At 71.9% G+C, this 17,404-nt stretch carries 16 protein-coding genes; 13 read left to right on the top strand and 3 right to left on the bottom strand.

Annotated features, from left to right (window positions below; genetic code table 11):
- The first annotated feature begins 142 nt into the window (after window positions 1–142).
- Genes OIE67_RS40130 through nagZ form a run of 3 tightly spaced genes read left to right on the top strand, consistent with a single transcriptional unit; the run spans window position 143 to window position 3,440 of the window.
- Window positions 143–403 (top strand): HPr family phosphocarrier protein, encoded by a 261-nt coding sequence (locus tag OIE67_RS40130; RefSeq protein ID WP_106236693.1) that lies wholly within the window; start codon window positions 143–145, stop codon window positions 401–403.
- The gene (ptsP, locus tag OIE67_RS40125; RefSeq protein WP_326630329.1) at window positions 400–2,079 is read left to right on the top strand and encodes a phosphoenolpyruvate--protein phosphotransferase; all 1,680 of its coding nucleotides are present in this window, start codon (window positions 400–402) and stop codon (window positions 2,077–2,079) included. Before OIE67_RS40130 ends, ptsP begins: the two co-directional genes overlap by 4 nt.
- A 59-nt stretch (window positions 2,080–2,138) precedes the next feature.
- Window positions 2,139–3,440 carry a beta-N-acetylhexosaminidase gene (nagZ, locus tag OIE67_RS40120; RefSeq protein ID WP_326630327.1) on the top strand — a complete coding sequence of 434 codons (1,302 nt, stop codon included), beginning with the start codon at window positions 2,139–2,141 and terminating at the stop codon, window positions 3,438–3,440.
- Window positions 3,441–3,458: 18 nt separating this feature from the next.
- On the opposite strand, the gene OIE67_RS40115 is transcribed toward nagZ, so the two are convergent.
- A complete protein-coding gene (locus tag OIE67_RS40115) occupies window positions 3,459–4,253 on the bottom strand; it encodes a F0F1 ATP synthase subunit A (RefSeq protein ID WP_326630325.1) in 795 nt (264 codons plus the stop codon).
- A gap of 141 nt (window positions 4,254–4,394) precedes the next feature.
- On the opposite strand from OIE67_RS40115, the gene OIE67_RS40110 reads away from it, so the two are divergent.
- From OIE67_RS40110 to OIE67_RS40090, 5 genes are all read left to right on the top strand, one after another.
- Window positions 4,395–5,051, top strand: a complete 657-nt coding sequence (locus OIE67_RS40110; protein ID WP_326630323.1) for an HAD family hydrolase — start codon at window positions 4,395–4,397, stop codon at window positions 5,049–5,051.
- Between the two features lie 85 nt (window positions 5,052–5,136).
- Window positions 5,137–5,646 (top strand): DUF6912 family protein, encoded by a 510-nt coding sequence (locus OIE67_RS40105; RefSeq protein WP_326630322.1) that lies wholly within the window; start codon window positions 5,137–5,139, stop codon window positions 5,644–5,646.
- A 136-nt stretch (window positions 5,647–5,782) separates the two neighbouring features.
- Window positions 5,783–6,190, top strand: a complete 408-nt coding sequence (locus tag OIE67_RS40100; protein WP_326630320.1) for a DUF2690 domain-containing protein — start codon at window positions 5,783–5,785, stop codon at window positions 6,188–6,190.
- A 114-nt stretch (window positions 6,191–6,304) separates the two neighbouring features.
- A complete protein-coding gene (locus OIE67_RS40095; RefSeq protein ID WP_326630319.1) occupies window positions 6,305–6,931 on the top strand; it encodes an HAD family hydrolase in 627 nt (208 codons plus the stop codon).
- A gap of 90 nt (window positions 6,932–7,021) precedes the next feature.
- Window positions 7,022–7,729: an HAD family hydrolase gene (locus OIE67_RS40090; protein ID WP_326630318.1), complete on the top strand. Its 708-nt coding sequence runs from the start codon at window positions 7,022–7,024 to the stop codon at window positions 7,727–7,729.
- A gap of 40 nt (window positions 7,730–7,769) precedes the next feature.
- Here the strand turns inward: OIE67_RS40090 and OIE67_RS40085 are convergent, their stop codons facing one another.
- Window positions 7,770–9,380, bottom strand: a complete 1,611-nt coding sequence (locus OIE67_RS40085) for a penicillin-binding transpeptidase domain-containing protein (RefSeq protein WP_326630317.1) — start codon at window positions 9,378–9,380, stop codon at window positions 7,770–7,772.
- Window positions 9,381–9,467: 87 nt separating this feature from the next.
- Between OIE67_RS40085 and OIE67_RS40080 the strand changes: the two genes are divergently transcribed.
- Genes OIE67_RS40080 through OIE67_RS40070 form a run of 3 tightly spaced genes read left to right on the top strand, consistent with a single transcriptional unit; the run spans window position 9,468 to window position 13,256 of the window.
- Window positions 9,468–10,385, top strand: coding sequence for a LysR family transcriptional regulator (locus OIE67_RS40080; protein WP_326630316.1), 918 nt, complete (start codon window positions 9,468–9,470; stop codon window positions 10,383–10,385).
- Entirely contained in the window at window positions 10,382–11,239 is an 858-nt protein-coding gene (locus OIE67_RS40075) for a serine hydrolase (RefSeq protein ID WP_326630314.1), read from the top strand. The genes OIE67_RS40080 and OIE67_RS40075 overlap by 4 nt, the downstream gene beginning before the upstream one ends.
- A gap of 58 nt (window positions 11,240–11,297) precedes the next feature.
- Window positions 11,298–13,256: an acetoacetate--CoA ligase gene (locus OIE67_RS40070; RefSeq protein ID WP_326630312.1), complete on the top strand. Its 1,959-nt coding sequence runs from the start codon at window positions 11,298–11,300 to the stop codon at window positions 13,254–13,256.
- A gap of 15 nt (window positions 13,257–13,271) precedes the next feature.
- Here OIE67_RS40070 and OIE67_RS40065 read toward each other — a convergent pair whose 3' ends face one another.
- Window positions 13,272–14,936 carry an alcohol dehydrogenase catalytic domain-containing protein gene (locus tag OIE67_RS40065; protein WP_326630310.1) on the bottom strand — a complete coding sequence of 555 codons (1,665 nt, stop codon included), beginning with the start codon at window positions 14,934–14,936 and terminating at the stop codon, window positions 13,272–13,274.
- A gap of 117 nt (window positions 14,937–15,053) precedes the next feature.
- On the opposite strand from OIE67_RS40065, the gene OIE67_RS40060 reads away from it, so the two are divergent.
- Window positions 15,054–15,992, top strand: a complete 939-nt coding sequence (locus OIE67_RS40060) for an AraC family transcriptional regulator (protein ID WP_326630309.1) — start codon at window positions 15,054–15,056, stop codon at window positions 15,990–15,992.
- Window positions 15,993–16,288: 296 nt separating this feature from the next.
- Window positions 16,289–17,242: a L,D-transpeptidase family protein gene (locus OIE67_RS40055; RefSeq protein ID WP_326630306.1), complete on the top strand. Its 954-nt coding sequence runs from the start codon at window positions 16,289–16,291 to the stop codon at window positions 17,240–17,242.
- Window positions 17,243–17,404: the final 162 nt, after the last annotated feature.

Below are 17,404 nucleotides of genomic sequence, written 5' to 3'. Positions count from 1 at the left end.
CGTGACGGCGGCGCCGGGGCGCGAAGAGTAGCGGCGGGAACCGCCACAATAGGCAGTACCGCCGGGTTTCGATCCCGATCGGCGGCATGGGCAGACGGAGGTCCGGCTGGTCTGGACCGGTAGTGAAGGAGGAACGACGACAATGGGTGAACGCAAGGTCACCGTGGCGGCGGAAGTGGGGCTGCACGCCCGCCCCGCGGCGACGTTCGTCCAGCGGGCGAAGCTGGCCCCGATGGACATCACGGTGACGAAGTCCCATGGCGGCGACTCGGTCAACGGCAAGAGCATCCTCGCGATCATGGCCCTGGACGTCAGGCAGGGCGAGACCGTGGTGATCTCCGCCGACGGCGAGGGCTCCGAGGAGATCCTCGACGAGCTGGCCGCGATAGCCAGTACGCCATGAACCTGCGGGGGGTGGGGGTCAGCCCGGGAATCGGGCACGGCCCCTCTTATGTGCTCACCGTCTCCGTGCCCGAACCCCCCGAGGGCGCCACGTACACCGGTGAGGCGGAGCAGGAGAAGGAGCGCGCGATGGCCGCGCTCACCCAGGTGGCGGGCGAGCTGGAGGCCCGCGGCAACCAGGCGGGCGGCAAGGCCGAGGAGATCCTCAAGGCCCAGGCGCTGATGGCCGAGGATCCCGGCGTGGTCGTGAAGGTGCGATCGCTGATCGACCGCGGCCTGGCCGCCCCCAGGGCGGTCTTCGAAGCTTTCACGAAATATCGGGACGTACTCGCGGGGTCCGGCGGCTACCTGGGCGAGCGGGCCGCCGATCTGGGCGACATCAGGGACCGGGTGATCGCGCAGCTCTACGGGCAGCCCGTGCCGGGGCTTCCGCTGGCGCCCGAGCAGCCGTACGTGCTGGTCGCCAGGGACCTCGCCCCCGCCGACACGGCGCTGCTGTCCAGGGACGAGGTGGTCGCGTTCGTCACCGAGGAGGGCGGCCCCACCAGCCACACCGCGATCATGGCCAGGGCGATCGGCGTGCCCGCCGTGGTGGCCTGCCCGGGCGCGACCGGCATCCCGGCGGGCGTGGAGGTGATGGTGGACGGCACCTCCGGCGAGGTGCGGGTCGCGCCCGCCGAGTCCGACGTGGCCGACGCGGTCGGCGCCGCGACGGCCCGCCGGGCCGCGCTCGCGTCGTGGAACGGTCCAGGGGCGACCTCCGACGGCCATCCGGTGCCGCTGCTGGCGAACCTGGGCGGCCCGGCCGAGCTGGACGCCGCCGTGGCCGCGGGCGCCGAGGGCATCGGGTTGTTCAGGACCGAGTTCCTCTACCTCGACCGCGCCGATCCGCCTTCGGCCGAGGAGCAGCGGCGGGCGTACCGGGCGGCGCTGGCGGCGTTCCCCGGGGAGAAGGTGGTGGTGCGCACGCTCGACGTCGGCGCGGACAAGCCGCTGGCCTTCCTGCCCGCGCCCGCGGAGCCGAACCCGGCGCTGGGGGAGCGCGGGCTGCGCAGGTTCATGCGCTCGCCCGGGATGATGGACGTGCAACTGGCCGCGCTGGCGGCGGAGGCGGCCGAGAGCACCGGCGCGGGGCTGCGGGTGATGGCGCCGATGGTGGCCACCGCCGAGGAGGCCACCTGGTTCACCAGGGAGTGCGCCGACCACGGGCTCACCGACGTGGGCGTCATGATCGAGATCCCGGCCGCCGCGCTGCGGGCCGCGGACCTGCTGGCCATGGTCGACTTCGTCTCGATCGGGACCAACGACCTGAGCCAGTATGCTTTCGCCGCCGACCGCCGGCTCGGGGCCGTGAGCGCGCTGCACGACCCCTGGCAGCCGGGGCTGCTCGACCTGGTGGCCATGACCGCCGAGGCCGCCACGCGGGCGGGCAAGCCGTGCGGGGTGTGCGGGGAGTCGGCCGCCGATCCGGCGCTGGCCTGCGTGCTCGTCGGGCTGGGGGTCTCGTCGCTGTCGATGGCGCCGTCCGCGCTGGCCGGCGTACGCGCCGGGCTGGCCGCGCACTCGCTGGAGCAGTGCCGTGCGGCGGCGCAGGCCGCGCGGGCGCAACCGTCGGCGTCGGACGCGCGCACGGCGGCCCGGGTCCACCTGCCGGGCCTCGCCGGTCTCGGATTCTAGCCCTCGCGTCCGGACGGGCGCGGACCCGGGCGGGTCGTCGGATGGATACCTTGGGAGGCATGCTTCGACGGATCGGTACGGCAGGGCTCCTGGTGATCGCGCTCGCTGCGTGCGGCGGTGGCGGCGGATCGGTGGGGGCGGAGCCGACCGGAGGCAAGGCCGCGCCGCCCGCGCGGATGGCGCAGAGCACGCCGGCCACCCCGGCCGAGCGGACGCCGGCGGCGCCCAGCCCGGTCCAGCGCGCCCTGTCGGGGATGAGCGTCGAGGAGAAGGTCGGCCAGCTCTTCATGCCGGTCCTGTACGGCACCGCCGCCGACACGGTCTCCGGCGAGAACCAGGCCCGCTACGCTGCCGGCACCCCGGCCAAGGTGGTCGCGAAATACCACCTGGGCGGGGTGATCCTCTTCCCGCACAACGTGAAGAGCACCGGCCAGGTCGTCGGCCTCACCAACGGCCTGCAGCGCGGCTCCAAGAAGATCCCGCTGCTGATCGGCACCGACCAGGAGAACGGCCTGGTGTCCAGGATGTCCGCGCTCATGACGGACTTCCCCGGCGCCTCCCAGATCGGCGCGACCAAGGACACCGGCCTGTCGCGGGCCGTGGCCAAGGCGACAGGAGAGGAGCTGCGGGCGCTCGGCGTCAACCTCGACTTCGCGCCCGTCGCCGACGTGAACGTCAACCCGCGCAACCCCGTCATCGGCCGCCGGGCCTTCGGCGACGATCCGAAGCGGGTGGCCACGATGGTGAGCGCGGCGGTCAAGGGCTTCGCCGACGCGAAGATCGCGGCCACCGCCAAGCACTTCCCCGGCCACGGTGACACCTCCGTCGACAGTCACACCGGGCTGCCGGTGATCAAGCACACGAAGGCGGAGTGGGAGCGGATCGACGCGCCGCCGTTCAAGGCCGCCATCGCGGCGGGGGTGGACGCCGTGATGAGCGCCCACATCGTCTTCCCCAAGCTGGACCCGTCCGGCGATCCTGCGACGCTGTCCAAGCGCATCCTGACCGGCCTGCTGCGGGAGAAGCTCGGGTTCAAGGGCGTGATCTCCACCGACGCGCTCAACATGGCGGGGGTGCGCAAGAAGTACGACGACGGGGAGATCGCGGTGCGGGCCGTGCTGGCCGGTGCCGACCTGCTGCTCATGCCGAACGACCTGCCGAAGGCGTACAAGGCGGTGCTGGGGGCGGTGAGGTCGGGGCGGATCTCGCGCGAGCGCCTCGACCAGTCGGTCACCCGGCTGCTGACGCTCAAGCAGAACAGGGGACTGCTGGCCGAGGCGCCGGTGGCGTCGGCTGAGCGGGCAGGCGACGTGCTGCGCTCGTCCGCCCACCGCAAGCTGGCCGCCCGCGTGGGAGGCTAGCGGCGTACGCGGCAGGCGTCAGTGTGAGCCGTGCAGCCCGCTGGCGATGAACATGCCGGCGAGCATGGCGAACAGGAACGCCTGCAGGAACTGGACGAGCAGCTCGAACGCCGTCATCACGATCGCCATCAGCACGCCGAGGACGCCGAGACCGGCGCCGAGCGGGGTGAGCCGCTCGAACAGGAACCAGAAGCCCACCGAGCTGAAGAAGGCCACGATGATGTGGCCGGCGAACATGTTCGCGAACAGCCGGACGAAGTGGGTGAACAGCGAGGTGAGGAACACCTCGGCGAGGATCATCGGCGCGTAGAGCGCGTACGCCCAGCCGGGCAGCCCCGGCAGGTGCACGATGCCGCGCAGGTATCCGCGTACGCCGTGGTGGCGGACGCCGAGGTAGAGCTTGATCACGTACACGCTGATCGCCAGCACGGCGGGGAAGGCGATGTGGGCGGCCACGGGGAACTGGACGAGCGGCACGATGCCCATCAGGTTCCAGCCGAGCACCGTGAGGAAGACCGTCAGGAGCAGGCCCATCCAGCGGTCGGCGTCCTTGCCCAGGTTGGGCCGGGCGATCTGGTCACGGACGAAGACGTAGGCGTACTCGCCGAGGCTCTGCCAGCCACGCGGCACGATCTTCGGTCTGGCGAACGCGGCCCAGCACACGGCGATGACGACGACCGAGCTGAGCAGGGCTATCAGAACGGGTTTGGTGAACCACTCGGGGCCTCCGGGGATGATCGGCGCGAACTGGAAGAGGTCGAGCCCGGGGGCGGTCCACTGGTCAGGAGAGATGATCAGGATCGTCGTCCGCACGGCGGTCCCTTCTGGGGCGCGATGAACGCTGGACGGTCACCTTAACCGGATAAATCGGACGTCCTTTTATGGGGTTAAATCCGGAGTTGAACGGCGTACCCGGCGGTATGACTACATTCCCGGACGCTCTACCCTAGAACGATGGTTACCGGTGTGCTCATCGACTGGGGCGGAGTGCTGACCACCAGCCTCTCCGACTCCATCGCGCGCTGGATCGTGGCGGACAGGATCGACCGCGACCACTACTACGCCGTGATGCGCGAGCTGATCGACCACGCCTACAAGGGCGGCGACGGCGAGAGCGTCGTGCACGCCCTCGAACGCGGCGAGATCGACGGGCCCTCCTTCGAGCGCGACCTGGCCGCCCGCCTGATGACCCTCGACGGCGTGCCGCCGGTGGCCGAAGGGCTGCTGGAGCGGATGTTCGCCGGCTTCGAGCGGGTGGATGCCATGCACGACATGCTGCGCGACGTCCGCGCGAGCGGTGTCAGGACCTGCCTGCTGTCCAACTCCTGGTCGAACACCTACCCCCGGGACGACTGGGACGAGCTCTTCGACGAGATCGTGATCTCCGGCGAGGTCGGCATGCGCAAGCCGGAGGAACGCATCTTCCGCCACGCGCTGACCCGGATCGGGCTGGCCGGCGAGGAGTGCGTGTTCATCGACGACATCGAGGCCAACATCGTCGCCGCCCGCGCGCTGGGCATCGCCGGCATCCATCACCGCGACGCGGACACCACCATCGCGGAGCTGGAGGGCGTGCTGCGGCTCACCCTGCGTGAAACAGGCCGGAAGTAGTCCCGTCCGCACGGTCGTGACCAGGCGCTATGAGTAAGGTTGCGGTCTGGTGAGGCAGGTTCCCCGTGGTTTGGAAAGGTTCTGCATGCGCGTCTATCTGCCGTGCACTCTCGTGGCCCTGGCCGCGGCGGTCGAGGCGGGAGAGCTCGGCCCGGCCCCGCTGACCGGCTACGCGGTGACCCCCGCGCTGACCGAGTGGTACGCCTCCGGCGACACCGAGGAGCTCGAATACGTCGCGCTCACCGAGGCGGCCCGCGCTTCCCTGCGGCTGCTGGCCGCCGGCCGCGCCGACGGCGTCGAGGTTCCGCCCAGGCGGGTGGTGGTCGCGGCCGAGGTGCCGGATCGCGCCGCGAGCGCCGGCGCCGACCTGGAGGAGCGGGCGAGGGTACGCCTCGCCGAGCCGATCCCGATGGCCAAGGTGGCCGCGGTGCACATCGACGACGACTACGCGGCGGCCGACATCGAGGCCGCCGTCGCCGCCCTGCCCGACTCCGACGCGGGCGACGACGACGCGCGCTTCACCGTGGACGGCGCCGAGGCCCACGAGCTGATGTGGTACGCGACCCAGGAGATTCCCGACCTGCTGAGTTTGTAACGGTGAGATCACGCCGGGTGTGCTTCCTGACCGCGCGGTGTCAGGTGTCGCTAGGGTCCCGGACGAAGCACTGTTATCTTCTCAAAGGAGTCGGTTCCACGTGATGCGTCGATTTGCGGCGATTGTCGTAGGAGCGGTGACGTTGCTGGCGGGTTCGCCCGCGCACGCCCAGTCCGCGAAGCCGTACGACCACAAGGACCCCTACAAGAGCGGCTGCGGCACGTCCGCGCGGGTGGTCAAGTCGGCCAAGGTCACCAGCCGGGTGAACGGCGAGGTCGGGACGATCAAGCTCATGTGGTCGGGCCGCTGCAAGACCAACTGGATCGAGGTCAAGACCGGCACCAGCATGACCGGCACGATCAACGTGTACACCAGGGACGGGCGTCACGACGCGTTCCGGTTCAAGCGCGGCAACGGCGGCCGCCACTGGGGCAACATGCTCTGGGCGAACAACATGTGCGCCTGGGGCAGCGTCTCCGTCCAGTGGAACGGCGGTCGTGGCGGCCAGAACGGCTCCGGCACCACCCCCAAGGCCTGCAAGTAGCTCCGGGCCTCTCCGGCGAGGCTCGCAGGGAGCTCCCGGCCGGGGGTGGCGGCCACATGGTCCGCGCCCCCGGTTCACCGGGATGTCACACCCGCCGTCTAGGCTTGGCGGGAAATGACGAAACACATCATCTGGGATTGGAACGGCACCCTCTTCCACGACATCGACGCCGTGGTCGGCGCCACCAACGAGGTCTTCAAGCCGTACGCGCTGCCCGTTCTGACCGCTGACGGATTCCGCGCGGTCTACACCCGCCCCATCTGGCTCGCCTACGAGCGCCTGCTCGGCCGCCCGCTCGACGAGGGCGAATGGGAGCTGCTCGACGACGGGTTCCACGAGCACTACTTCCGGCTGGCCGACATCTGCGGCCTGGCCGTGGGCGCCGAGGCGGCGCTGACCGGCTGGACCGGCACCCAGTCGCTCTGCTCGATGGCGCCGCACGCCCACCTGGTGCCCAAGGTCGACTCGTTCGGCATCACCCGGCACTTCACCAGGGTCGACGGCCTCACCGGCGCCACCGGCGGCGAGAAGGCCGCCCACATGACCGCCCACATCGCGGCCATCGGCGTCGACCCGGCGGAGATCCTGGTGATCGGCGACAGCGTGGACGACGGGCTCGCCGCCCGGCACGTCGGCGCGCGGGCGGTGCTCTACACCGGCGGCATGACACCGCGGGCCGAGCTGGAGAGCACGGGGCTGCCGGTGGTCGACACCCTGGCCGAGGCCATGGATCATGCCTGATCGTGATGAGATTCCCGAGGCGGGAGCCCTGAGGGCGGCGACGGCCGTACCCTTGCAGGAATTACTCAGGAGGCAGCCATCAACCGCCTTGTGCTGTGGAACGTCGACCTGACCCTCGTCGACGTGGCCATCGTGACCAGGGACGCCTACGCCGAGGCGTTCCGCTTCGTGACCGGGCGTCCCCTGGTCAAGCTCGTCCCCCCGATGGGCCGGCCCGACTCGGAGATCGTCTTCGAGACGCTGGCCGTCAACGGCGTCGTGGCCGAGGACGGCCATCTGCCCCAGTTTCTGGCCGCCCTGGCCACCGCGTTCGCCGACCGGCGCGGGCGGCTGGCCAAGGAGGGGCGGATGATGCCCGGGGCCAAGGACGCGCTGAAGTCGGTGTCGCGGCTCGACGGTGTGGTCCAGACCGTGCTGACCGGCACGATCAAGAGCAACGCGGTGCACAAGCTGAAGGCGTTCGGGCTCGACAAGCACGTCGACTTCGAGCTCGGCGGCTACGGCGAGGAGGTCTATCCCAAGGCGACGCTGCTGCAGGTCGCGCAGTCGCGGGCCAAGCAGCGCTACGGCACGCCGTTCACCCCGGCCAACACCGTGGTGATCGGCGACTCCACGCGCGACGTGCAGGCTGCCAAGATCGGTGGGGCGGCGATGATCGGGGTCGCCTCCGGGCGGTCGATGGCGGCCGAGTTGCGCGAGGCGGGGGCCGACGTGGTGCTGCCCGACCTGTCCAACGCCTCCGAGGTGGTGGCCGCGGTCGCGGGCCTGACCTCGCCGCTGGACCGCAAGGCGGGCTGAACGGCCGCCGGCCGCAGCCCGCCCCGCCCGGTCACGGCCGTCAGCCGAGGGCTTTGAGGAAGCGGGCCGCGATCGGGGCCGCCACGGCCGAGCCGGCCCCGCCGCCCTCCACGATGACCGAGAACGCCAGGTCCCCCTGGTACCCGACGAACCACGAGTGCGCGGGCGGCTCCTTGCCCGAGCCGTACTCCGCCGTCCCCGTCTTGCCCGCCGTGCCGGCCGGGAAGCTCACGCCGTGCGCGGTGCCGTCGGTGACGACGGCGGGCATGAGCTCGCGCAGCGCCGTCACCACCCCCTTCTCCAGCGGGCGCGGGTTGCCGGGCTGCCCGTCGGGGATGTGCTCGGCGGTGACCAGCCGGGGCGGGATGTACGCGCCCGAGGCGATCGCGGCGGCCACCGAGGCCATGTTGAGCGGGCTCGCCAGCACCCGGCCCTGCCCGATCGCGGCGGAGGCCAGGTCGGTGTCGTCCTTGGGGTCGGGGAACTCGGCCCGCACGGCCGGCACGCCCGGCGTGATCGCGGAGCCGAAGCCGAAACTCCTGGCCACCTCGGCCAGCCGCCCGCCGTTCAGCCGGGCCACGCTCATCTCCCCGAACGTGGTGTTGCAGGAGTGCGCGAACGCGTTCTGGAACGACAGCGTGCCGAAGTCCTCGAAGCCCGCGTTGTGGAACGGGAAGCCGCCGATGTTCTTCTCGGCCGGGCACGACACCCGCCGGTCCGGCCGGACGCCGTCCGCCACCAGCGCGGAGGCCGTCACGACCTTGAACGTCGAGCCCGGCGGATATTTGCCGAGCAGCGCCCGGTTGAACCCGCCCGGCGCGTTGACCACGGCCAGGATCTCCCCGGTCGAGGCCCGCAGCGCCACCAGGGAGACCGGTTTGTCCACGCCCTTGACCGCCTGGGCCCCCGCCCGGTGCACCTTCAGGTCGATCGTGGTCTGGATCGGCCGGTAGCCCCCGGGCTCGACGACGTTCCTGACCAGCCGGTCGCCCTGGTAGAGGGCGATCCCGGAGCGGATCGGCGAGTCGAAGCGGTCGGGGAAGGTCTGCTTCATGCCCTCGACGAGCTGCTGCACCGAGCCTGGGGCGTCCGCGCCGCCGACGTCGGTGCCGTCGGCGGCCAGGATCCGTACGGGATCGGCCCGCCGCGTCGTCACCCGCAGCGCGAGGCCCTTCTTCAGCAGCGGGTGGAGTGCGGCGGGCGTCCAGGCCACCTTCCACGTGCCGCCGCGCTCGACCAGCCGCAGTTCGCCGTCGTAGTCCCAGTCGAGCGGCCCGGTCAGCTTCGCCTGGAAGGAGACCTTTCCGTCGGGGGAGCTCTCGCTGGCGAAGACCCCCGTCGGGCGCGGACGGACGAAACTCGCCTGGGTGAGCTTGAGGTCGGCGCGGAAGCGGCGGTGCCAGGCTTCGAAGTCGGCCGGTGGGTCCGCGACGAGCTCGCGCATCGCCGCGTAGTCCTGCTCGGCCCAGGCGGCGAGGTAGCGGTCGGCCGTCTCCTCGGGCGAGCCCTCCGTACGCAGCGCCCAGACGACGCCGCCGGCCGCGAGGAGCGGGACCAGCAGCCCCGCCAGGATCCACGGCCATCTCCTGCGGCGCCGCACCGGCCGCTCCGGCCGCAGGTAGGCGTAGTTTGTCCCCGTTTGTGGTGCCATGACGCAGAGGACATCAGAGATGCGACATAGGTGTCCAATACTGATATGAGGGTCACATAGATATAAAGCTGGATATAGTGGCTGGTCATGGACCTGGTCCGGCACCTTCGCTACTTCATCGCGGTGGCGGAGGAACTCCACTTCGGCAACGCGGCCATCCGGCTCGGCATGGCCCAGCCGCCGCTCAGCCAGCGCGTCAAACGCCTGGAGGAGGAGCTCGGCGTACGGCTCTTCGACCGCTCGGCCCGCCAGGTCCGGCTCACCGAGACGGGCCGGCTGCTGCTCGGCGAGGCCCGCGAGATCGTCTCCAGGGTGGAGCGGCTGCACGAGCTGGCCAGGCAGGGCGAGGGCGCCGTGCTCAAGGTCGGCGTGCCGCCCGACCTGGCCGCCACCGTGCTCGCCGCCCTGGTCGCGGGCTTCCGCGAGACCAGCCCCGACGTACGCCTCGCGCCCGCCGAGATCTGGACCGCCGACCAGGTGACCGCCCTGGCCGAGGGCACGATCGACGTCGGCCTCGTCCGCCACCCGGTCAATGCGCCCGGGCTGCGCTTCGGGCAACTGCTGGTGCAGGCCCAGGGCGTGCTGCTGGCCGCGGCCGACCCGCTGGCGGACGTGGGCGAGGTGCACCTGGCCGACCTCGCGGGGCGCGAGCTGCTGATGCCGCCCAAGGAGGGCGAGCCCGGCTGGCACGCCGAGGTGCTGGCGGAGTGCCGCCGGCAGGGGTTCGTCCCCCAGCAGGTGCACGAGGGCGCCGGGCTCGGGCTGGTGCTGGCGGGGGCGGCGGTGGCGTTCGGCCCGAAGATGGAGCTCCCGGGGCTGGCCTGGCGGCCGCTGCTAGGCTCGCCGATCGCGAGCCGGGTCTCCACCGCCTGGCGCGCGGTGACGGTCGCGGCCACCGACTTCTCGGCCATGGCCGTACGGACGTTGAAGGAGAGCGCCGGGATGACGGACGAGGGCGCCGCGACCGCGCGGCGGGTGAGCCGCAGGCCGGGGATGCTGGCATGAGCGCGCCCGACTTCGAGAGCCTGTTCCGCACGGCCGGCGTCTCCGGCTGGCTGCACGCGGCCGACATCGACACCGGGCGCGAGATCGGGATCGGCTCCGACGATCCGCTGCCCATGGCCTCGATGTTCAAGGTGCCGCTGCTGGTGGCGCTGTGCAGGCAGGCCGACGCCGGCCTGCTCGACCCGGCCGAACGGATCACGGTGACCGGGGCCGGCCGCTCGCCGGGGCCGACGGGGATCTCGGCGATGCTCGACGAGGTGACGATCTCGCTGCGCGACCTGGCGTACCTGATGATCGCGGTGAGCGACAACACCTCGGCCGACACGCTGCTCGCCCGGATCGGGCAGGACACGATCAACGCCATGCTCGACGCGTTCGGGCTCGACGGGACGCGCGTCGTGCAGGGCGCGGGGGAGAGCGTCGACAGCCTGGGCCGCGACACCGGCCACGGGTGGCCGTTCGTGGATCCCGACGACATAGAGCGGCTGAGCGCGCTGGATCCGGCCCGGTCCAACCGCAGCACCCCACGGGAGATGACCCGGTTGTTCGGCCTGATCTGGCGGGACGAGGCCGCCTCCGCCGCCTCGTGCGCCTGGATGCGGGGCGTGCTCAACGCCCAGGTGTGGCCGCACCGGCTGGCCTCGGGATTCCCGTACGACGACGTGGCCGTCAGCGGCAAGACCGGCACCCTGCCGACCCTGCGCTGCGAGTCCGGCGTCGTCGACTACCCCGACGGCGGCCGGTACGCGGTGTCGGTCTTCACCCGCTCGTTCAGCACCGCGCTCAACCAGCCGCGCGCCGACGCGGTGATCGGAACCTCCGCGCGTATGGCGGTGGACCACCTACGGAGGTAGCAAGTTATGGGGGAAGGCGGGTATGACATTCCCCTGGACGGGCGACAGGATGGGGCACATGGTTGCTGAGGGTGAGCTTCTGTGGGAACCGGGCGAAGAGATCAAGGCGTCGGCGAAGCTGACCCGCTACCTGCGGTGGCTGGGCAGATCCGGCGACTACGAGGACGCCTGGCACTGGTCGGTCGAGCATCCCGCCGAGTTCTGGACGTCGATCTGGGACTACTTCGAGGTGATCGGCGACCGGGGTGACGGGCCCGTGCTGTCGGGCAAGATGCCGGCGGTCACCTGGTTCGGCGGCAGCTCGATCAACTACGCCGAGAACGCGCTGCGCCGTACGGAGGGCACCGCGCTGGTGTTCGTCTCCGAGGACGGCGGCCGGCAGGAGCTGACCTGGGCCGAGCTGCGCGAGGAGGTCGCCCGCGTCAGGACCGGCCTGGTCCGGCTCGGCGTGGGCCGGGGCGACCGGGTGGCCGCCTACCTGCCCAACATCCCGCAGGCCCTGATCGCCTGCCTGGCCACGGCCTCGCTCGGCGCGATCTGGTCGGCCGGCTCGCCGGACTTCGGCGTGCCGAGCATCGTCGACCGCTTCAAGCAGATCGAGCCCAAGGTGCTCATCGCCGTCGACGGCTACCACTACAACGGCAAGAGCTACGACCGCTCCGCCGCCGTCAACGAGATCGCCGCCGCGCTGCCCACGCTCCGCGCGACCGTGTGGATCCCCTACCTGGCGGCGGCCGACGACGGCCAGGCGCCGCAGCACGCCGAGCCCGGTCCCGGGCACACCGAGGAGGTGCCGCACGGCGAGGTGATCGGCTGGGAGGGGCTGCGCGCCGAGGAGGGGCCGCTGGAGTTCGAACGGGTGCCGTTCGACCATCCGCTGTGGATCCTCTACTCCAGCGGCACGACCGGGCTGCCCAAGCCGATCGTGCACGGGCACGGCGGCGTGGTGCTGGAGCACCTCAAGTCGCTCGCCTTCCACCAGGACCTGGGCGAGGGCGACGTGTTCTTCTGGTACACCACCACGGGCTGGATGATGTGGAACTACCTCATCGGCGGCCTGCTGGTGGGGGCCACGCCCGTGCTGTACGACGGCTCGGCCACCTTCCCCTCGCCGGCCGCGCTGTGGCGGATCGCCGACTCGGAGGACGTGACGTACTTCGGGGTCGGGGCGCCGTACATCATGGCCTCGCTGAAGGCCGGCCTCCATCCCGAAGGGCTCGAACGGCTGCGCGGGGTCGGCTCGACCGGCTCGCCGCTGCCGCCCGAGGGGTTCGCCTGGCTCGCCGCCGAGTTGCCCGGCACGCCGCTCGGCTCGTTCTCCGGCGGCACCGACGTGTGCACCGGGTTCGTCGGGGCCACCATGCTGCATCCGATCAGGGCCGGCATCATCCCGTGCCGGTCGCTGGGGGCGCGGGTGGAGTCGTACGATCCGGCCGGCGAGCCGGTCGTCGGCGAGGTGGGCGAGCTGGTGATCACCCAGCCGATGCCGTCGATGCCGGTGAAGTTCTGGAACGACCCCGGCGGCGAGCGCTACACCGAGAGCTATTTCGACGTCTATCCCGGCGTGTGGCGGCACGGCGACTGGATCAAGATCAACGAGGACGGCAGCTGCGTCATCTACGGCCGTTCCGACTCGACGCTCAACCGGGGCGGCGTCCGGATGGGCACCAGCGAGTTCTACCGCGTCGTCGAGCGGTTCGAGGAGATCGCCGACAGCCTTGTCATCGACACCGGCCAGCTCGGACAGGAGGGTCGCCTGCTCCTGTACGTGACCCTCGCCGAGGGGGCCGACCTCGAAGAGCCACTGCAGCGGGCGATCTGCGACGCCCTGCGGACCGAGCTGTCGCCGCGACACGTGCCCAACGAGATCCACGTCGTGCCCGGCATCCCGCGCACGTTGTCGGGCAAGAAGCTCGAGGTGCCCGTACGCAAGATCCTGCTGGGCACGCCCGTCGAGCAGGCCGCCAATCCGGACGCCATGGCCAACCCCGAGGTGCTGCGGCACTTCGTGAGGTGACCTCGCCGCTCTGGTTCAGGGGATGAGGGTGATCTTGCCGCGCAGGTCGCCCGCCTCGGCCCTGCGGTGGACGTCGGCGAGGCCGGAGAGCGGATGCGACTCCGCGACCTCGACCATCAGCCCGCCTTCGTCGATCAGCTCGGCGAGGCGGGTGAGCTGACCGGGGTCGGCGCGCATCACGAAGTGGGCGCCGCCCTCGATCGGGGTCGCGATCGAGACCGTGACCCGGGCGAGCCCGGCCAGCTCCGCCGCCGTGCCGTCGGCCAGCGGGATCAGGTTCAGCAGGACGTCCAGGTCGCGGGGGAGCGGGGCGGCGGTGTAGTCGATCACCTCGTCGGCGCCGAGCCGGCGCACCGCGGCGGTGCTGCGCGGACTGGCCGTGCCCGTGACGTGGGCGCCGGCCAGCTTGGCGAGCTGGACGGCGAACAGGCCGACGCCGCCGCCCGCGCCGTTGACCAGCACGCGCCTCCCGGGAGTGACGTGGGCGTGCTCGTGGACCGCCTGCCAGGCGGTGAGCCCGGCCACCGGGACGGCCGCGGCGTCGGCGAGCGGAATCCGGCGCGGCGCGCGGACCAGTGACTCCGCCGGGGCCACCGCGTACCCGGCCGCCGCGCCGCCGGCCATCCCGAAGACCCGGTCCCCGGGGGTCAGGCCGGTGACGTCCGTCCCGGTCGCCACCACCGTGCCGGAGACGTCCCAGCCGAGCGTGTGCGGCAGTTCCACCCGGAACACCTCCGGCAGCAGCCCGGTACGCAGGCCGACCTCCGACGGGTTGAACGCGGTGGCGGCCACCTCCACCAGCACCTCTCCCGGTCCGGGCTCGGGCGTGCGGACCGTGTCGTACCGGATCACCGAGGCGTCGCCGAAGCCGTGCATGCGGGCCGCCCGCATCGTGGGGGCGGCCACGGGCACGCGGAAGTCCTCCGCGTGCTCCTCCACCCACTGCCGGAACGGGATCGCCGGCTCCTTCGTGACCTCCTCGACCACCGAGGTGGCCGGCAGCGGCCGCCGGGCCAGCTCCGCCTGCGCGCGCAGCACTTCCTCGACCGCCTCGGGCGGCAGGCCGTCGGACTCCAGGGCCGCGCGGGCGTGCTCGGGCGGGACCTCCACCCAGCGCGCCGGGAGGCCGGTGACCTCGGAGATGATGCGCACCTGGTCGGCCTGGGAGATCGTCTCGGGGCCGGTCAGGTCGTAGGCCGCGCCGTGGTGACCCTCGTCCAGCAGCGCCCGCACGGCCACCGCCGCGACATCCCGCTCGTGCACGGGTGGCATGGCCGCCGCCCCGTACGCGCCGCGGACCGCCCCCGCCCTGATCCGCCTGGCCCAGCGCAGCGTGTTGGCCGCGAACGCGTGCGGGCGCAGGAACGTCCACGCGCCGGCCGTCTGAGCGATCAGCCGCTCGATCTCGCGCTCGTGCTCCCTGCGCGCGGCCGAGGACAGGTAGACCACGCGCCCGGCCCGCCCGGCGACGGCCTCGATCACCTCCCGCGCGCCCTCTGCCGTGCCGAACGGCCACACCAGCAGCGCCGCGCTCACGCCGTCCAGCGGCAGCGTGCCGGGGTCGCGCAGGTCGCCCGTGGCCCTGCTCGCCGGCGCCACCTCGGCTCCGGCCCGGCGCAGCAGCGCCACCGCGGACCGTCCGACCGTGCCGGTCGCCCCGGTGACCAGAATCCGTCCCATCACGCCCTCCTCGCCTCAAATCGCATCGAGGGAAACCGTAGAGGGGCTGGATGAGATGGCCAATGTGTTCTCGTCTCGCTGTCATACGCGAGCGTCTTGCCGATTAGAGTTCTCGGCATGGACGTGCTGAGCGACGTGATCACCATCATGCGGACCGGGCGGCCCCGCTCGGCCCGCGTCGAGTGGCGCGCCCCCTGGGGGCAGCGCTTCCCCTCGGCCCCTGGATCGGCCGGCTTCCAGGTGGTCCTGCAGGGCTCGTGCTGGCTGCTGCCGCCCGGCGAGCCGGCCCTCGCGCTGTCCGCGGGTGACGTGGTCTTCTTCCCGCACGGTCACGGCTACGCCATGGCCGACCACCCGTCCACGCCGGTGACCGAGCCCGCGTGCGACCCCTCGGAGGAGCGCGGCCTGTTCGCCTCCGCGTCGGTCGGCGGGCAGGGGGCGAGCACGGTGCTGCTGTGCGGCGGCTACCGGCACGACCCCGACCGGGCCCATCCGCTCCTGCGCGATCTGCCCGAGCTGATCCACCTGCCCGCGGGGCCGGGGCTCAACTCCGAGGTGCGCGCCGCCGTCCACCTGCTCGGGGCCGAGATCCGCCAGCCCAGACTGGGCGCCGACACCGTCGTGTCGTCCCTGCTCGACATGCTGCTGCTGTACATCCTGCGGGCCCACTTCAGCAACGATCACGGCGACTGCCAGGTCGACGGCTGGGCGGCGGCGCTGGCCGACCCGGGCGTCAGCGCGGCGCTCGACGCCATCCACCGCGATCCGGCCCATCCGTGGACGGTGGCCGAGCTGGGGGCGCGGGCGGGGCTGTCGCGGGCCGCGTTCGCGCGCCGGTTCGCCGCGCTGGTGGGGCAGCCGCCGCTGGCGTACCTCACCTGGTGGCGGCTGGCCAGCGCCGGGCGGCTGCTGCGGGAGACGGACGCGCCGTTGAGCGAGATCGCGGGGCGGGTGGGGTACGGGTCGGAGTTCGCCTTCGCCAACGCGTTCAAGCGGGACTACGGCGTCGCACCCGGCCGGTACCGGCGCACGGTCGCGGAGTGCGTGCGGGAGTGAGTGGCGGTTTCGCGGGATCACTGCCTATTTTTCCACTAAAGGCCGATTTAGCGTGATCGGCTTTATTAGCCGGGACTTTTGCTTGATAAAAACCATGAATTCTCGGCGGTGGGGGTAGGCGTTGATTTATGAGGATAAAGCTTCAAAGAATTGCCGCTCTCGGACTCGGAACCATGGTCGCCTGCGGCCTCCCGGCGGTCGCGGAGGCAGGCACAAGCCGGTCGGAATCGGGTCGGCCTGGGGCGGGCCGGGCCGAGACGGGTCGGACGGAGACGGGCCGGCCAGGGGCGCGACGGATGGACCCCGGCAGGCCGGGGGCGGGGCGCGCGGACACGGGGCGGCCGGGGGCGGACCGGGCGGACGCGCGCAGGTCGAAGAACAGGTGGGCGGACGCGGGGCGGCCGGGCTCCAGGTGGGTGGAGCGGGACCGGCCGGGCACAGGCCGGGCGGGGGCGTCGCGGTCGGACACCAGGTGGTCGGACGCCAGGTGGACGGACACCAGACGGGCGGACACGAGACGGGCGGACACGACGCGAGCGGGCGGCACGCAAACGAGCACGACGCCGACGGGCACGACCCGGACGGGCACAGGGCGGACGGACACCGGGCAGGCGGGGAGCGCGTCCACGGGGGCGGTCGCGGGGGCGCTGCTGCGGCCGGGTGACCGCGGCGAGGCCGTCAGGCTGCTGCAGCGGCGGCTGCACGCCGGCCACTACTACTACGGCAAGATCAACGGCGTCTACGACGAGCAGACCAAGTTCGCGGTGTGGGCGCTGCAGAAGAACCGCAGGATGGCGCCCAAGGGCGAAGTCGGGCGCCAGGTCTGGAACGCCCTCGACAAGCCCGCCCGCCGGCGCCCGCTGGTCCCGAACGGCGGCCCCGACCGGGTGGAGATCAACCTGCGCGACCAGTTCCTCACCGTCTACCGCGACCGCAAGCCGGTGCTGTTCTCGCACATCTCCACGGGCGCCGAGGTGCGCTACTGCGAGGGCGGGCGCTGCGGGACCGCGATCACGCCGGTCGGCGACTTCCGTGTGCAGACCCGCGCGCCGGGCTGGACCACCGGACGCCTGGGGTCGATGTTCAACTCGCTCTACTTCACGGGGGGTATCGCCATGCACGGCTCGACGAAGGTGCCGCTGCGTCCGGCCTCCCACGGCTGCGTACGCCTGCCGATCGAGACGTCCAAGCGCCTGTACGAGATGGTCAAGGTGGGCGAGCCCGTGTACGTCCGAGGCAAGATCATGTGAGCCCGGTGATAAGCATTTCGCCGAATATCCGGATTCGCGCCGATATAACTCGCATGTGCGTAACCCGGGAAATATCGGGATGTGTTGCCGGGCGATATTCACCGGGCCGGCGCGCGCCGAAAAGGGACGACGGCCACGCGCCGGAAAGACGACGGCCGCGCC

The organism is Nonomuraea fuscirosea (assembly GCF_035917475.1).
Classification (GTDB): Bacteria; Actinomycetota; Actinomycetes; order Streptosporangiales; family Streptosporangiaceae; genus Nonomuraea; species Nonomuraea fuscirosea.
This window is presented reverse-complemented; position numbering and strand designations above follow the sequence as displayed.

What these genes read in the sequence shown, in the direction of transcription:
- OIE67_RS40130 (WP_106236693.1), top strand. Translation starts at nt 143, where the DNA reads ATGGGTGAACGCAAGGTCACCGTGGCGGCGGAAGTGGGGCTGCACGCC.
- ptsP (WP_326630329.1), top strand. Translation starts at nt 400, where the DNA reads ATGAACCTGCGGGGGGTGGGGGTCAGCCCGGGAATCGGGCACGGCCCC.
- nagZ (WP_326630327.1), top strand. Translation starts at nt 2,139, where the DNA reads ATGCTTCGACGGATCGGTACGGCAGGGCTCCTGGTGATCGCGCTCGCT.
- OIE67_RS40110 (WP_326630323.1), top strand. Translation starts at nt 4,395, where the DNA reads ATGGTTACCGGTGTGCTCATCGACTGGGGCGGAGTGCTGACCACCAGC.
- OIE67_RS40105 (WP_326630322.1), top strand. Translation starts at nt 5,137, where the DNA reads ATGCGCGTCTATCTGCCGTGCACTCTCGTGGCCCTGGCCGCGGCGGTC.
- OIE67_RS40095 (WP_326630319.1), top strand. Translation starts at nt 6,305, where the DNA reads ATGACGAAACACATCATCTGGGATTGGAACGGCACCCTCTTCCACGAC.
- OIE67_RS40085 (WP_326630317.1), bottom strand. Translation starts at nt 9,380, where the DNA reads ATGGCACCACAAACGGGGACAAACTACGCCTACCTGCGGCCGGAGCGG.
- OIE67_RS40080 (WP_326630316.1), top strand. Translation starts at nt 9,468, where the DNA reads ATGGACCTGGTCCGGCACCTTCGCTACTTCATCGCGGTGGCGGAGGAA.
- OIE67_RS40075 (WP_326630314.1), top strand. Translation starts at nt 10,382, where the DNA reads ATGAGCGCGCCCGACTTCGAGAGCCTGTTCCGCACGGCCGGCGTCTCC.
- OIE67_RS40070 (WP_326630312.1), top strand. Translation starts at nt 11,298, where the DNA reads ATGGTTGCTGAGGGTGAGCTTCTGTGGGAACCGGGCGAAGAGATCAAG.
- OIE67_RS40065 (WP_326630310.1), bottom strand. Translation starts at nt 14,936, where the DNA reads ATGGGACGGATTCTGGTCACCGGGGCGACCGGCACGGTCGGACGGTCC.
- OIE67_RS40060 (WP_326630309.1), top strand. Translation starts at nt 15,054, where the DNA reads ATGGACGTGCTGAGCGACGTGATCACCATCATGCGGACCGGGCGGCCC.
- OIE67_RS40055 (WP_326630306.1), top strand. Translation starts at nt 16,289, where the DNA reads ATGGACCCCGGCAGGCCGGGGGCGGGGCGCGCGGACACGGGGCGGCCG.